The organism is Streptococcus parasanguinis, assembly GCF_001073155.1.
GTDB lineage: Bacteria > Bacillota > Bacilli > Lactobacillales > Streptococcaceae > Streptococcus > Streptococcus parasanguinis_D.
Map to the genome: position 1 here is coordinate 40,759 of NZ_JVEE01000020.1, position 14,682 is coordinate 55,440.

The 14,682-nt window shown below is 43.1% G+C and carries 17 protein-coding genes; all 17 read left to right on the plus strand.

The features are described 5' to 3' along the window. Positions 1-45 precede the first annotated feature (45 nt). Positions 46-336, plus strand: a complete 291-nt coding sequence (locus ADH92_RS02730; protein WP_049472862.1) for a DUF4651 domain-containing protein — start codon at positions 46-48, stop codon at positions 334-336. Beyond that, positions 333-650 carry a thioredoxin family protein gene (locus ADH92_RS02735; RefSeq protein ID WP_049496871.1) on the plus strand — a complete coding sequence of 106 codons (318 nt, stop codon included), beginning with the start codon at positions 333-335 and terminating at the stop codon, positions 648-650. The genes ADH92_RS02730 and ADH92_RS02735 overlap by 4 nt, the downstream gene beginning before the upstream one ends. Positions 651-659: 9 nt before the next feature. Next, positions 660-1,286: a YtpR family tRNA-binding protein gene (gene ytpR, locus ADH92_RS02740; RefSeq protein WP_049496873.1), complete on the plus strand. Its 627-nt coding sequence runs from the start codon at positions 660-662 to the stop codon at positions 1,284-1,286. Between the two features lie 104 nt (positions 1,287-1,390). Next, entirely contained in the window at positions 1,391-1,786 is a 396-nt protein-coding gene (locus tag ADH92_RS02745) for a single-stranded DNA-binding protein (RefSeq protein ID WP_003004675.1), read from the plus strand. A gap of 188 nt (positions 1,787-1,974) precedes the next feature. Beyond that, complete coding sequence (locus tag ADH92_RS02750) at positions 1,975-2,958, plus strand: substrate-binding domain-containing protein (protein WP_049496876.1); 984 nt, start codon at positions 1,975-1,977, stop codon at positions 2,956-2,958. Continuing rightward, positions 2,958-4,274: a sensor histidine kinase gene (locus tag ADH92_RS02755; RefSeq protein WP_049496880.1), complete on the plus strand. Its 1,317-nt coding sequence runs from the start codon at positions 2,958-2,960 to the stop codon at positions 4,272-4,274. The genes ADH92_RS02750 and ADH92_RS02755 overlap by 1 nt, the downstream gene beginning before the upstream one ends. A 5-nt stretch (positions 4,275-4,279) precedes the next feature. Continuing rightward, positions 4,280-4,963, plus strand: a complete 684-nt coding sequence (locus tag ADH92_RS02760; protein WP_049496902.1) for a response regulator transcription factor — start codon at positions 4,280-4,282, stop codon at positions 4,961-4,963. After that, entirely contained in the window at positions 4,960-6,258 is a 1,299-nt protein-coding gene (locus ADH92_RS02765) for an ABC transporter substrate-binding protein (protein WP_049496883.1), read from the plus strand. The genes ADH92_RS02760 and ADH92_RS02765 overlap by 4 nt, the downstream gene beginning before the upstream one ends. Positions 6,259-6,398: 140 nt before the next feature. Next, positions 6,399-6,836 carry a PTS sugar transporter subunit IIA gene (locus ADH92_RS02770; protein WP_031572670.1) on the plus strand — a complete coding sequence of 146 codons (438 nt, stop codon included), beginning with the start codon at positions 6,399-6,401 and terminating at the stop codon, positions 6,834-6,836. 14 nt (positions 6,837-6,850) lie between these two features. Beyond that, positions 6,851-7,345: a PTS sugar transporter subunit IIB gene (locus ADH92_RS02775; protein WP_000261775.1), complete on the plus strand. Its 495-nt coding sequence runs from the start codon at positions 6,851-6,853 to the stop codon at positions 7,343-7,345. A gap of 56 nt (positions 7,346-7,401) precedes the next feature. Beyond that, complete coding sequence (locus ADH92_RS02780) at positions 7,402-8,244, plus strand: PTS mannose/fructose/sorbose/N-acetylgalactosamine transporter subunit IIC (RefSeq protein WP_003019182.1); 843 nt, start codon at positions 7,402-7,404, stop codon at positions 8,242-8,244. After that, on the plus strand, positions 8,228-9,082 hold the full coding sequence (locus ADH92_RS02785) for a PTS system mannose/fructose/sorbose family transporter subunit IID (RefSeq protein ID WP_037585172.1): 855 nt from the start codon (positions 8,228-8,230) through the stop codon (positions 9,080-9,082). Before ADH92_RS02780 ends, ADH92_RS02785 begins: the two co-directional genes overlap by 17 nt. Positions 9,083-9,180: 98 nt before the next feature. Further along, entirely contained in the window at positions 9,181-9,474 is a 294-nt protein-coding gene (locus tag ADH92_RS02790; RefSeq protein ID WP_049496889.1) for a hypothetical protein, read from the plus strand. Between the two features lie 130 nt (positions 9,475-9,604). Further along, positions 9,605-9,886 (plus strand): co-chaperone GroES, encoded by a 282-nt coding sequence (gene groES, locus ADH92_RS02795; RefSeq protein WP_024055367.1) that lies wholly within the window; start codon positions 9,605-9,607, stop codon positions 9,884-9,886. Between the two features lie 21 nt (positions 9,887-9,907). Next, the gene (gene groL, locus ADH92_RS02800) at positions 9,908-11,533 is read left to right on the plus strand and encodes a chaperonin GroEL (protein ID WP_003004647.1); all 1,626 of its coding nucleotides are present in this window, start codon (positions 9,908-9,910) and stop codon (positions 11,531-11,533) included. 1,029 nt (positions 11,534-12,562) lie between these two features. Further along, a complete protein-coding gene (locus tag ADH92_RS02810; protein WP_049496893.1) occupies positions 12,563-13,297 on the plus strand; it encodes a response regulator transcription factor in 735 nt (244 codons plus the stop codon). 31 nt (positions 13,298-13,328) lie between these two features. Next, the gene (locus ADH92_RS02815) at positions 13,329-14,615 is read left to right on the plus strand and encodes a sensor histidine kinase (protein ID WP_229100848.1); all 1,287 of its coding nucleotides are present in this window, start codon (positions 13,329-13,331) and stop codon (positions 14,613-14,615) included. Positions 14,616-14,682 lie beyond the last annotated feature (67 nt).

Genomic DNA, 14,682 nt, shown 5'->3' on the forward strand with positions numbered 1-14,682 from the left:
CCTAGACCGTTGTCCCTCTGCTTATTTTGTGTTACAATAGGCACTATGAAAGCTAAAAAAATTATTTTGTCTAGTCTGGCTGTAGCAAGTGCAGGAGCCCTTGCGGCCGGTGTTTATAAAATTGCCAAAGATCAAAAGCGTCTCCGTACCCAAGAAGAATTGGTAGCAGAAGTACGGGAGCAAATGGAAGCCATGGGAAGGATTGCGACCCTGTACGTGGAACTCTACGAGTCGAGTGAAGAGCGCTTAGTAGGTGGTGTCATTTTTGAAGATGAGCGCCATTACCGCTTTGTCTATGAGGATGGTCTCTTGCATTATGAAGAGGAAAAACTATGATTATACCGAGTTCTATAGAAGAAATTGCTTCATATGTAGAGCAAGAGGGCAAGAAAGTGTTTGTCTTTTCAGCAGATTGGTGTGGGGATTGTCGTTACCTCAAGCCTTTTTTGCCGGAGATTGAGACTGAAAATCCTGAATTTACCTTTATCTTGATTGACAGAGATGCCTATATGGATCTGGCGAAAGTCTGGGATGTTTATGGGATCCCTAGTTTGGTGGTTCTGGAAAAGGATAAGGAAATCGGTCGGTTTGTCAATCGGGATCGGAAAACCAAAGCGCAGATTACAGCATTCTTAGCAGGATTAAAATAGGAGAAAATCATGATTGTAACATACAACAAAGAACAAGTCGGCGATGTCTTGATGCTGACCTTGAAAAATAGTGGAGATGCAAAGCTCGCGGTGGAGAGAAAAGGAAAAGTGGCTCGCGTTTACCGTGAGGACAACCAAGAAACCGTTGCCTGGAATATCTTTGATGCCTCATCTTTCTTCGCCATCGAAGGCAAGTGTCAAGTCTTTTTGACAGATGAGCAAGTGGATCGTTTGAACCAAGAATTGGAAAGAGAAGGCTTCGCAGAACGTTTGGTCAACGATCGGGAACCAAAATTTGTGGTGGGCGAAATCCTTGAAATGGTGGCCCATCCAGATAGTGACCACTTGAATATCTGCCAAGTAGCAGTTGGACCAGATAAGACGGTTCAGATCGTAGCAGGCGCTCCAAATGCGCGGGTGGGTCTAAAGACCATTGTCGCTCTTCCAGGTGCTATGATGCCGGATGGCAGCTTGATTTTCCCTGGGGCCCTTCGTGGAGAAAAAAGTTATGGCATGATGTGCAGTCCGCGTGAATTGCACTTGCCAAATGCTCCTCAAAAACGAGGCATTATTGAATTGGATGACGCAGAAGTAGCAGGGACACCATTTGATCCTGCTCGTCACTGGAACGAATAAAGAGAAGAATCTAGGATGTTTTGAATCCTAGATTTTTTTGATGATTTTGATTTGCTACCTCCATTTTTTGAAATTTTTTCGAATAAATAGATAGGAGGTAAATGATGTATAATAAAGTTATTTTAATCGGTCGCCTGGTGGCGGCCCCAGAATTGCATAAAACCAGCACAGACAAATCCGTTGCCCGAGTGACCGTTGCGGTCAATCGTCGCTACAAGGACCAAAACGGGGAGCGAGAGACTGATTTTGTCAATGTCGTTGTCTGGGGGAAATTGGCTGAAACCATGGCTAGTTATGCCAGCAAAGGGAGCCTGATCTCTTTGGATGGAGAGATTCGGACGCGCCGCTACGAGAAAAATGGGGTCATGCAGTATGTGACAGAGGTCCTCTGCCAAAGTTTTCAGTTGCTAGAGAGCCGCGCTCAGCGAGCGATGCGTGAAAATGGTGGAACGGGAGATTTAGCCGATATCATCTTAGAAGAAGAAGATCTTCCCTTTTAGGATCAAAAAAGAAAGCTGGTTCGTTTATAGACCAGCTTTTTTGATACTTGCTAGGGATTTCATTCGGGAACAAGTCTTTTAAAAATAAATCAAAAATATGCATCTGTACAATAAAAGCCAGCACTTTTCTTGAAAAAGTAGTAAAATAAAGTAATATATATTCAAAATTTTCAGAAAAGGAACGGAGTTTGAAGAGGAAAGAAGAAAGAAAAGAACTGTTAAAATGGCTGATAAAACGGGTTCTACTGGTGATTCCAGTGGCCTGCATCCTCTTGTGGATCTATGCTGTTTGTCAAACCAGTAGCATGAAGGGACAGACCAAGATCGGTGTCACCTATATGACCATGAACAATGAGTTCTATAAAAGTATTCATTCGGAAATTAGTCGAATTGCTGATGAGAAAGGAGCTCTTGTATCTGTTCGAGATCCAGAATTGGACGAAAAAAGGCAGAGCCAGCAGATCGATGATTTTTGCGCTCAAAAAGTAAATGTGATTGTGATTAATCCGGTCAAGGGGGATAGTCAGCCCATTTTAAGGGCTCTTAAAAAAGCTAGAAAACAAGGAATTAAGATCATTGCAGTTGATACCCAGCTGAAGCATTTTAAGCCGGATGCCAGCATTGTCTCCGACAACTACCAAGCAGGAGTCTTGATTGCGAAAGAGCTGATGAAACGCTCTTCAAATGCTCGGATCCTTCTCTTGGAGCACAATGGGACTGTTTCGGCAGATACGCGGATTCAGGGATTTAAGGATACCATCAAAGGACATGGATCTTATGAGATCATCTCGGAACTTGAAACCAAGGGGCAGACGGAGATCGCCATGCCGGCTGTCCGTAAGTTCTTGCAGTCAGGGGGGAATGTTGATACACTAGTTGCCCTAAATGACCGCTCGGCTATAGGAGCTTTAGCAGCGATCAAGGAGCAAGGAATCACTCATCCCATTGCGATTTATGGGATCGATGGCTCACCAGATATGAAAGCCTTGCTACACTCGACAGATGATGTCGTGGGAACAGTTGCCCAGTCTCCGTTGAAGATGGGAGACCGCGTGATGGAGGTCATCCAAGATATGGCTGATGGGAAGAGCTACCAAAAAGAAATAACCATTCCGGTTCAAATGATGACAAAGGAAAACATCGATCAATTTGATGTGAATGGGTGGCAGTAATGAGAAAATTTAGAGGTGTGAGATACAGTTTAGCCATTCTGATGGTCGTGAATTTTATCGCTGTGATGCTCAACAGTATCATCTATCTTCAAGCAACCAACTATATCATTGCCCAACGACAAGCTTCTCTATTAGTAGAACGCTTAGAGCGCATTCCTTTTGCGCCCTCTACAACTTTTTGGTTGTCTGCACTCTTATTTGCTGGGATTGCCTTGATTTCCATGAGTCGTTATCGGTCTCAAACGAGTCGATGGTCCATTTTTGATAAGTGGAATATTCTGGAGATCCTCCTGATGTTGCTCTTGATGTGGGTCCAAAATGTAGCTTATAACGGGCTCATTCTCTTGGTTTTTGCAGATATCTTCTATGGTTCCAAAGAGTTGAATACCAAGCGAGATCGCAGGTATTGGTTTGCGTTTATCCTAGTAAGTTTCTTGATGCTTCTTGTGACCAATTCAGACGTCTTTTCGCTTTTCTTTCCGATTCCTTCTCTTGATGTCTATATTCATTTTTACCCCGCCTCTATCCGGATTCTGGCCTTTTTCTTAAAGAATTCTCTCTATGCCTTGAATATGGTGCTCTTCATTATTTCGCTTTTGTTCTATATTATGAATGTTCTTGCGGAAAACCACGAAGTGGAAGAAGAGTTGGCCATGGTTTCGAAGGTCAATACGGAGTTGAACAACTATATGGCCTTGTCTGAGAAGATTGCAGAAGATCGGGAGCGCAAGCGGATTGCTCGGGAGATTCACGATACCTTGGGGCACGCGCTAACAGGGATATCAGCTGGCTTGGATGCCGTTGGGGTTTTGATTGATATTGATCCAAATCGGGCAAAAGAGCAGGTAAAAAGTGTATCAGAAGTGGTTCGTGAAGGGATCCAGGATGTGAGGGGCTCTCTCAATCGCCTCCGTCCAGGTGCCCTTGAGGGACGAACTCTCAAAGATGCTTTGGAAAAGATGATCCGCGAGTACCAGACACTTTCCAATTTGCAGGTTGATTTACACTATGAATGGGTCGATGTCGATATGGACGTCATGATTGAAGATACGATCTTTCGTGTGATCCAGGAGTCTATGACCAATGCGGTTCGCCACGGTCATGCTAGCCGGATGAGCCTTCATTTTTTTGAGGATGAAGAAGATTACCTGATCGAGTTGCAGGACAATGGGGTTGGGTTTGAAACCTTGACCTATGGCTATGGACTCAAGCAGATGATGGAACGAATTTCCATCCTAGGAGGACAGCTTCAATTTGAAAGCCGCGATGGATTTTTCACGCGCGTCAGTTTACCGAAATATAAAGAAGGGAGATAGAGATGGTGATAAAAGTAATGGTGGCAGATGACCAGGCCTTGATTCGAGAATCTCTGAAAATTATTTTGTCAGCCCACCCCGATATCGAAGTGGTGGCCACAGTGGAAGATGGGAATCACGTCTTGTCGAGCATTCCACAGACACATCCGGATCTGATCTTAATGGATATTCGGATGCCAGGCATGGATGGAGTTTTGGCGACAAAAGAAGTCAAAGAGCACTATCCGGATATCAAAATTATTATTTTGACAACTTTTGATGATGATGAGTTTATCTATAGTGCGCTCAAGTATGGTGCTTCAGGCTATCTCTTAAAGGGAGCCTCGACAGACGAGCTTTATGAAGCGATTAAGGTGGTGTATCAAGGTGGAGCCATGATCAATCCGAATATCGCTAGTAAAGTCTTTCAAATTTTTTCACAAATGGCCAAATCCAACTTCTCTATTGCTGTAGATGAGGACAATGTCAAGGATTTGAGCACGACGGAATGGCGCATTATCCAAGAGGTCGGCTATGGGGAGTCCAATAAAGAAATTGCGGCCAAACTTTTCTTGTCAGAAGGAACCGTGCGCAATTACTTATCAACGATTTTGGCGAAATTAAACCTACGAGATCGAACGCAATTAGCGATCTGGTCAGTCCAAACAGGAGTGACGAGACGTGATTTTTCTAAAGGAAATACAGAATGAAATTGAAGCGAAAGCATCTTTGTTGGGGGATTGGTCTCCTTGTTGTGCTCTGTGTGAGCGCGGGTTTTTATTGGTGGAAACAGCAACCGACCGTCCTCCATATCGGCGTTTATGCAGGTTCTAGCTGGGATGTGCCGACCAGTCAACGTTCCCATGCCTTGGATCGTGCGATTCAAAAATTTGAAAAATCCCATCCCCACGTTCGTGTAGAGTATGAAAATGGGATTCCTCAGTCGGATTATTCTGACTGGCTCTCCGAAAAGATTGTCTCAGGAAAGACGCCGGATGTGTTTATGGTCTCTGAGCAAGATCTTTCTTTATTAGCAGCGCGAGGCGTATTAGAAAAGTTAAACGGCTATATGGATCGAAAAGATCAAGCTGCCTTTTATCCCGTTGCCTTTGAATCCGGTGTCTATCAGGGGCAAACCTATGCCTTACCTTATGAAAGTAATCCGATTTTGATGTGTGTCAATAAAGATCTCTTGGATAAAGAAGGCATCGCGGTTCCCAAAGAAGGTTGGACCCTTGAAGAGTTCTATACGATTTGCAAGAAACTAACCAAAGATACCAATGGGGATGGGCAATTGGACCAATTTGGGAGTACAGAATACACCTGGAAAGAAGCCTTGGCGGCAAATGGAGGTCATCTCTTCCAAGGTGGCATGCTCAAGCTCACGGCTCCAGAAGTCAAAGAGTCTCTGACTTTTCTGCAAAAATTGGAAGATCTAAATAAAAATTACAAGGTGAGCTCTAAAGATTTTGACCAGGGAAAAGTCGCCTTCTATCCCATGACCTTAGCCCAATATCGGACCTATAAACCGTATCCCTACCACGTTTCTAAATATTCAAACTTTACCTGGACCTGTATCCCGATGCCTGCTAAGTCAAAAACGACCAAGGCAACCTTGGTCACGACGACTTCTTTTGCTATGTCAGCTCGAAGTTCTCATTCCAAGTTGGCTTGGGAATTGATGCAACTCTTAACAGAGGATCCAGACATTCAACAAACCCTTTTTGCCCAATCCCAAGGGATCTCCGTCATGCCACAGGTCGTCAAGAGTCGCTCTAGTAAAGACCTTCTGCAGGTGGATGATTTTGGAACGGATTCCTTGACCAATCAGACCTTGAACCGCATCATGGAACAAGCTGTTGAAAGTAGTCCAAAAAATGTCTCAAAAGAGGTGTTAGAAAAGCTAGACTACTTGATCGGCAATGCCTTGCGCGATCAGGATGTCGAGAACCGCTTGCCTCAAATTCAGAGGGAGATTGAAAGTAGTCTACAGGTAGGAGTTTAGAGTAAAATAAGATGGCATTTTGTCAAGTGACAGATGTCATTTTTTTATTGCTAAATGTCATATTAGGAATGTGACATTTGACAATGTAAAAACGCTTTCAAATAATCTACAATAGAGTCAAATAAAGGAGGCGTAGAAAAATGAAATACCTCGTTTTGGTCAGTCATGGTGGACTGGCAGAAGGTCTAAAAACATCACTAGCCATGTTTGCTGGTGATAAGATGGATCAGGTCATCGCAGTTGGACTCAAAGAAGGAAAATCAGTTGATGACTTCGCAGTTGATTTCAGAGAGAGCATTTCAGGATTGACAGCTGATGATTCTGTTTTGGTCTTGGCAGATATCGTAGGTGGTAGTCCATTAACCACTGCAGCCACGGTTCTAGAAGAAGCTGGAAAGCTCGATGGAGCCTTAATCCTTGGTGGGATGAACCTCACCATGGCCTTGACGGCAGTTGTGATGAAGGATGTGTTGGATGGAGACGATTTGTCAGCCACCATCTTATCAGAAGCACGATCTGCACTACAGCCTTTTGAAGTTTCAGCCACTGGTGCTGAAGAAGATGATGACGATATTTAATAGGGAGGTACCTTATGGTAGTAACATTTGTACGGATTGATGACCGCATGATTCACGGTCAGACAGTCACACGCTGGGCAAAGGAAAAACCATGTGATGGTTTGATTGCCGTAAACGATGCAGCAGCATCAAACAAGGTTTTGATTCAAGCTTACAAAGGCGCATCAGACAAGAAAACCTTTGTATGGACAAAGGAAGCCTTTAAAGAAAAATCAGCAAAAGTAACAGAATCAGATAGTCGTTACTTCTTGATCACCAAAAATCCAATCGATATGAAGGAAATTTTGGTCGACCAAGGGTTTGTCCCAGGTGATGTCAAAGAAATCATTGTTGGCCCTGCAAATGATCGTCCTGGAGCTGTGAAATTGGGAAATAACCAATCCATCACTCAGGAAGAAGCAGAAGCCTTCCAAGCCATTCAAGCAGCAGGCTACAAGGTGAAATTCCAATTGTTGCCAGATGTTTCCATCGGGTATTGGGATGATTTCAAATCAAAATTTGGTTTTTAAAACTAACAGTCTTATCTGTTAGGTAAATAAATTTACAAACAAAAGGAGCGTTTGTTATGACAATTTCATGGATTCAAGCAATCTTGCTTGGTATTTTCGCCAGCTTGTCTTCAATGCCTGGTATGGGAGGTTCCAGTATCGGGAACTATACACTCGGTCGTCCTTTGATCGGTGGGTTGATTTCAGGTTTAATTCTTGGAGATGTGACAACCGGTATTATGGTCGGGGTTGCCCTTCAAGTCGTTTATATCGCCTTGGTAACACCTGGTGGTACCGTATCTGCCGATGTGCGTGCCATCTCTTACATCGGTGTTCCTCTTGCTATCTTGTTTGTGCATGCTAATAACATCACAGATGAAGCTGGAATCGCCGCAGCTGCAGCTCCAATCGGTGCAGCCGTTGGGACAATCGGTACAGTTCTTTTCTACGGTACCGCTACTATGAACTTGGTATGGCAACACATTGGTTGGAAAGCTGTTGAAGAAGGAAACTTCAAAAAACTCTACGCAGTTGACTGGGTTTACCCTTGGATCTCTCACTTCCTCTTCTCTTTCCTTCCAACAATGATTATCACCAAATACGGTGAAAACATGGTTGATTTGATGAAACAATACCTTCCTATGGATGGTTACTGGATGAAAGCCCTCTTTACAGTCGGTGCTCTTCTCCCATGTGTCGGTATTGCCATCTTGTTGAAACAAATTGTTACAGAAGCAACTGACTTCATTCCATTCTTTGTTGGATTTACCTTGGCAAAATCTCTCGGATTGAACTTGGTATCCAGTGCCGTTGTTTCATTAATCTTTGCAGTAATCTACTATGAACTTGAAGTGATCAAATCGATGAAAGCTGCTCCAGCCGGAGCGGTGGATCTAGACGATGATGAGGAGGATATTTAAAATGGCTGATAGAAAGAAAATTTCAAAGAAAACATTAGCAAAAGCATTCCATCATTGGTATTATGGTCATTTGACTTGTTTCTCTCAAGAACATATGCAAACCTTCGGGTACTTGACTTCTATGCTTCCAATCGTAGAAGAAATGTATGACACAAAAGAAGAACAAAAGGATGCTATGCAAACCTATACGGCCTTCTTCAACACTGAACCACAACTTGGATCTCTTGTTGTAGGGATCACAGCTGGTTTGGAAGAAGCGCGTGCAAACGGAGATGCAGTGGATGGCGAAACCATCAACGGTATGCGTGCCGGTTTGATGGGACCAATCGCTGGTATTGGTGACTCATTGGTTGTTGGTACCTTGATCCCAGTTCTCTTAGGGATTGCCCTTGGTCTTTCTAAAGGTGGTAACGTCGCTGGTGCTCTCTTCTACATCGTCGTATGGAACCTCTTAGTCTACTTTGGTATGCGCTTTGCCTTCTTCAAAGGTTACCAATTAGGGGATAAAGCCGTTGAATTCCTTGTAGGACCAAAAGGACAAGCTCTTCGTAAAGCGATCAGCGTTGTCGGTGGTATGGTTATCGGTGCCGTAGCAGCTACTTGGGTATCTGTTACAACAGCCCTTCAATTCAAGAATTCTGAAGGAAAAGTCTTCTTGAACATCCAAGAAAAGATCGATGGTGTTTATCCAGGTCTCTTGACAGCAGCCTTCATCACTCTTTGCTGGTGGTTGATGTCTAAGAAAAAAATTTCACCAAACAAAGTTATGTTACTTCTCGTTGTAGTTGCTTTGATCGGTGTTGCCCTTGGTATCTTTGACCCACATCTTAAATACTAAGGTAAAAAAACGAATTTGCTAGTAGGAGTTTTTGAGAATGAAGTGAATGGACCTCCTTTACTTGCACTTCATTCTCAATTTTTATCAGGAGGAATCCCATGGTTACAAAACAAGAACTTGTCAATGGATATGAAACAGAAATCAAGTACCAACACCACATGCTTGAAAACCTTGGTCGTTGGTTCAGCTTACTCTTTATCATTGCCAGTATTGGTGTGGTATTGATCTATCTCTTTCACAAAAGTTTCCTCCCACTCTTGATCCTCGGGATTTTACTAGCCTTGGTTGGAATTTTAGGCATGATTGTTTTTGGATATGGCATCTACCGCGGGCGGATCAATCTTCAAAAAGTGATCGACGATTTCAATCAAAAATTGACAATTTTAAATTGAAATTTTAGAAACATCTCATCTATTTTTGAGGTGTTTTTTTCTTGACTATTTCTGACCAAGTGATACAATAGAAACATAAGTTAGCACTTACGTATAGAGAGTGCTAAAAAACTCGTATGGAGGAATGAATATGTTAAAACCATTAGGAGACCGTGTGGTCTTAAAAGTAGAAGAAAAAGAACAGACTGTTGGAGGTTTTGTCCTCGCCGGTGCGAGCAAGGCTGATACAAAAACAGCTGAAGTAGTGGCCGTTGGTGAAGGTGTGCGTACCCTAAGTGGCGAACTCATCGCCCCAGCTGTAAAAGCAGGAGATCACGTTTTGGTTGAAAGCCATGCAGGAATTGAAGTGAAAGATGGGGAAGAAACCTACACCATCGTTGGAACAGCGAACATTCTTGCAATTGTAGAGTAAGAGAAGAAAGAGGTAAGAGAAATGGCAAAAGATATTAAATTTTCATCTGATGCACGTTCTGCAATGGTACGTGGTGTCGATGTCTTAGCAGATACAGTGAAAGTTACGTTGGGCCCTAAAGGTCGCAATGTGGTTCTTGAAAAATCATTTGGTTCACCCTTGATCACAAATGACGGGGTGACCATCGCAAAAGAAATCGAATTGGAAGACCATTTTGAAAATATGGGTGCTAAATTGGTGTCAGAAGTGGCTTCTAAGACCAATGATATCGCAGGTGACGGTACAACGACCGCAACGGTATTGACCCAAGCCATCGTCCGTGAAGGGATCAAAAACGTCACAGCAGGGGCTAACCCAATTGGCATCCGTCGTGGGATCGAGACAGCTGTTGCAACAGCAGTAGAAGCCTTGAAAAACAATGCGATTCCAGTATCAAGCAAGGAAGCCATTGCTCAAGTAGCTGCTGTGTCTTCTCGTTCTGAAAAAGTCGGTGAGTACATCTCTGAAGCCATGGAAAAAGTTGGCAAAGATGGGGTTATCACGATTGAAGAGTCTCGTGGAATGGAAACAGAACTGGAAGTCGTTGAAGGCATGCAGTTTGACCGTGGTTACCTTTCACAATACATGGTCACTGATAATGAAAAAATGGTGGCAGACCTTGAAAATCCATACATTTTGATCACTGACAAGAAGATTTCAAATATCCAAGAAATCTTGCCATTGTTGGAAAGCATTCTTCAAAGCAACCGTCCACTCTTGATCATCGCTGATGATGTCGATGGCGAAGCTCTTCCAACACTTGTCTTGAACAAGATCCGCGGTACCTTTAATGTCGTAGCTGTCAAGGCACCAGGATTTGGAGATCGCCGCAAAGCCATGCTAGAAGACATTGCCATCTTGACAGGTGGTACAGTCATTACAGATGACCTTGGTTTGGAATTGAAAGATGCAACCATTGAAGCACTTGGTCAAGCAGCTAAAGTGTCAGTCGATAAAGACAGTACTGTCATTGTCGAAGGTTCTGGTAACCCAGAAGCGATCGCTAACCGTGTGGCGGTTATCAAGTCACAAATCGAAACCACAACCTCTGAATTTGACCGTGAAAAATTACAAGAACGTTTGGCTAAATTGTCTGGTGGTGTTGCCGTAATCAAGGTCGGTGCTGCAACAGAAACAGAATTGAAAGAAATGAAACTCCGTATCGAAGATGCCCTTAATGCGACTCGCGCAGCCGTTGAAGAAGGGATCGTTGCCGGAGGTGGTACAGCTCTTGTCAATGTTATCTCTGCAGTCGCAGCCCTTGAATTGGAAGGGGATGAAGCAACCGGACGCAATATCGTTCTTCGTGCTTTGGAAGAACCCGTGCGCCAAATTGCTCACAATGCCGGTTATGAAGGATCTATTGTGATTGATCGCTTGAAAAATGCCGAAGTCGGAACAGGTTTCAATGCCGCAACAGGTGAATGGGTGAATATGATTGATGCAGGAATCATCGACCCTGTCAAAGTGAGCCGTTCAGCCCTTCAAAACGCCGCTTCCGTAGCGAGTCTGATCTTGACGACCGAAGCAGTCGTAGCCAACAAACCAGAACCAGCAGCCCCAGCAGGACCAGGAATGGATCCAAGCATGATGGGCGGGATGATGTAACCTGATACCAATGATTGGTGCTAAAGCACCGAATCATTGGACGGTAGCCGCTATGTTGCGGCCTACCTAATCATCTTACTAGCTCAAAGGGAGGAAAATATCGTTCCTCCCTTTTCACGTCGTAACCCCTTGGTTAATTTATCAGGTGCATTTATTGTTATGGCAAGCACCATGGTGCCTTGCCGAAGTGTCTTACTAGCTCAAAGGGAGGAAAGTATCGTTCCTCCCTTTTTCGCGTCGTAACCGCTACAAATGATTGAGGCTATACCTCTCATCGTTGGATAGTAGCCACTATGTTGCGGTCTGGCTAATCGTCTTACTAGCTCAAAGAGAGTGGGACAGAAATCGGTAATTCGTTAGAATTCGATTTCGTTGTCCCACCTCCGCACAGTTGAGTAGGGCTGTAAAAGCTGATGAAATCAGCGTAGTAGAGCCCACTCAACCACTGCGTCTTGCTCGACAATCCAAAAATAATTGAGAGGCTAGGACTTTTGTCCCAGCCTTTTTTTATCGTGCTTTGGGATTTTTATTTGTTATGGAATAATATTTTTATTTTAAATTTTGTAACAGAAATGATAAATACTAATTAAAGAGGACTTGCGTAGATGCTTGGGAATCAAGCGTTTGTGGTGTTTTCAGGCGGAGGAATATTTGCCAACAAATTGCAATACAAATTAACTGATTTTGTAATAATTCTAGTGTATACTATTAAGAGTAGATCACAGGTCTACATTGTTGCAAGGGGAGAACTTCCCACATACATGTCTATTGACAATAAAACTTGATCGTAATATCGCTGTTAGTAAAATGAGAGTTTGAACATAGTGTAGATTTTATCGACCTTTTTCATATTAAAAAATATTTTTCAAATTCCCCTTGCGCAAGCTCTTCCGGATTCCTCCGGGAGAGTTTTTTCTTGTTAGGGAGAAAAAGATAGAATGCCTTTTGATTCTACTTTGAAAGAGTGGCTCAGCAGCTATTATTTATGGTAAAATAGAACATATTCGTCGAGGGGAAGGAGTGAAGACTTTGTTGAAGATTTTTGTGTTAGAAGATGAGTGGATCCAGCAATCACGAATCGAATCGGTCTTGCAGAAACTTATCGCTCAGAAATCCTTGCAATGCAAAGCGCCAGAAGTGTTTGGGAAATCAAGCCAGTTGCTGGATGCTATCACAGAGAGAGGCGCTCATCACCTATTCTTTTTAGATATCGAGATTAAAGGTGAGGAGAAAAAGGGTCTAGAGATCGCAAAAGAGATTCGTAAGAAAGATCCCCATGCGACCATTGTCTTTGTCACCACTCACTCTGAATTCATGCCCATTACCTTTCAGTACAAAGTAGCCGCCTTGGATTTTATCGATAAAACGCTGGGTGAGGAAGAGTTCAGAGAGAGAATCAGCTCAGCCATCGACTATACCTTGGAGCAAGCTGGGACCACGATTGCGCAAGATGCTTTTACATTTGAGAGTGCGATGGCGCGTGTACAAGTTCCCTTTAATAAGATTTTGTATGTTGAAACGTCTCCAACCATTCACAAGGTTATTTTACACACCCAGGATGAGCGATTAGAATTTTACGCCAGTATTACCGATATCGAAAAAGCAGATCCCCGCTTGTATCGGTGTCACCGCTCCTTTGTGGTGAATCCACAAAATATTACGAAGATTGATAAAGAAGCCAAGAAAGCTTTTTTTGAAAATGGGGACAATTGCTTGATCTCACGGACCAAGTATAGAGGCTTACTGGAAGCTTTGAAAAAATAGAAGGGAGAAGGAATTGCTGTTAGATATTCTAATGTCTTACCTAAAGTTCTTCGTCAGCATGCTGATCTATCGTCATATCAGTAGACAAGAGTTCGCTTGGCGCTGGCTCTTTTTGTGCCCTTTCTTCTTTGCAGTCGTCTTTACCCTTGTGCCACCGGTAGGCTTTTTTGGCTATTTCTTAGTATTTATTGCCTATAGTTTCTATCGAAATCGTAACATACGACACCTCTTGAACATTTTTTATGGGCTCTACCCGGTTGTCGTGGAGAGTCTCATTGGGCGTCTCTTAGCCTTTTATGTCTTTCCGATGCTAGGGATTGTACTTGTTCGTGAGGCATCTGTCAGCTGGTATGATGCTCTACTTGAATTGCTGGTCTTTCCTGTTTATATAGGAATCACTAAATTGTTAAAACTAGATTTTACAGATCTAAAAGTAGGCTTTCAACGGCAGTATTTTAATCGTTTCTTACTCCCAATGGATCTTTCCATGTTTGTGTATTTGCTCAGTGTTGTAGGTCTGGTGGTTTTTGAGGATATTATTCCGCATGCAGATGCTTTGCGGAAACAGTTAAATAGTATTTATTTGATTTTGTTTTTTGTGATGCTCTTGTATTTCAATGCAGTGTCCAAAGAACGATTGAAACAAGAGATTCTGGAACAAAAAGATAGGCAACTGCAGGAGTTAGCCACCTATAGCCAACACGTCGAAATGCTCTACGGGGAGATTCGTGCCTTTCGTCATGATTACCTGAATATTTTAACCAGTCTCAAATTAAGTATTGAGCACGAAGACCTCAATGCGATCAGGGAAGTCTATGAGAATGTTCTCCGAGAGAGTGGCCAACAATTTTACGATAGCAAGTTTGATATTGCCAAACTCAGTCACATCGAAAATCCAGCTGTAAAAAGTGTTCTGTCCGCAAAATTGTTGGAAGCTCAAAATAAAGGGATTGGGATCTCTGTCGAGATCGATGAACCTGTTCGTGATCTATTCATCGAGGTTTTAGATTTCATCACCTTCTTATCCATCCTTTGTGACAATGCTATTGAAGCGAGTCTTGAATCAGATGACCCACAGCTGACTCTTGTCATGCTCCAGGAGGAAAACTCCCTCACCTTAATAGTTGAAAATAGTACAAAAGCTGAAAAAATAGATCTGGCGAGAATTTTTGAAAAGGACTACTCAAGTAAAGGAGATGGCCGCGGTCTTGGCTTGTACAAGATCCAACAATTACTGGAAAAGTATCCCAAAACAACAGTGTCTACCAAGAGTTCAAACTACCGATTTACCCAGAGCCTGACCTTTTGGAAGGAATAATAGAAGAGAGAGTGGGACAGAAATCGGTCATTCGTTAGAATTCGATTTCGTCGTCCCACCTCCGCAC

Excerpts from the sequence above, each read along its gene's own strand:
- ADH92_RS02815 (WP_229100848.1), top strand. The coding sequence starts at position 13,329 with ATGTCTTACCTAAAGTTCTTCGTCAGCATGCTGATCTATCGTCATATC.
- groES (WP_024055367.1), top strand. The coding sequence starts at position 9,605 with ATGTTAAAACCATTAGGAGACCGTGTGGTCTTAAAAGTAGAAGAAAAA.
- ADH92_RS02770 (WP_031572670.1), top strand. The coding sequence starts at position 6,399 with ATGAAATACCTCGTTTTGGTCAGTCATGGTGGACTGGCAGAAGGTCTA.
- groL (WP_003004647.1), top strand. The coding sequence starts at position 9,908 with ATGGCAAAAGATATTAAATTTTCATCTGATGCACGTTCTGCAATGGTA.
- ADH92_RS02735 (WP_049496871.1), top strand. The coding sequence starts at position 333 with ATGATTATACCGAGTTCTATAGAAGAAATTGCTTCATATGTAGAGCAA.
- ADH92_RS02765 (WP_049496883.1), top strand. The coding sequence starts at position 4,960 with ATGAAATTGAAGCGAAAGCATCTTTGTTGGGGGATTGGTCTCCTTGTT.
- ADH92_RS02790 (WP_049496889.1), top strand. The coding sequence starts at position 9,181 with ATGGTTACAAAACAAGAACTTGTCAATGGATATGAAACAGAAATCAAG.
- ADH92_RS02730 (WP_049472862.1), top strand. The coding sequence starts at position 46 with ATGAAAGCTAAAAAAATTATTTTGTCTAGTCTGGCTGTAGCAAGTGCA.
- ADH92_RS02755 (WP_049496880.1), top strand. The coding sequence starts at position 2,958 with ATGAGAAAATTTAGAGGTGTGAGATACAGTTTAGCCATTCTGATGGTC.
- ADH92_RS02775 (WP_000261775.1), top strand. The coding sequence starts at position 6,851 with ATGGTAGTAACATTTGTACGGATTGATGACCGCATGATTCACGGTCAG.
- ADH92_RS02745 (WP_003004675.1), top strand. The coding sequence starts at position 1,391 with ATGTATAATAAAGTTATTTTAATCGGTCGCCTGGTGGCGGCCCCAGAA.
- ADH92_RS02785 (WP_037585172.1), top strand. The coding sequence starts at position 8,228 with ATGAGGAGGATATTTAAAATGGCTGATAGAAAGAAAATTTCAAAGAAA.
- ADH92_RS02780 (WP_003019182.1), top strand. The coding sequence starts at position 7,402 with ATGACAATTTCATGGATTCAAGCAATCTTGCTTGGTATTTTCGCCAGC.
- ytpR (WP_049496873.1), top strand. The coding sequence starts at position 660 with ATGATTGTAACATACAACAAAGAACAAGTCGGCGATGTCTTGATGCTG.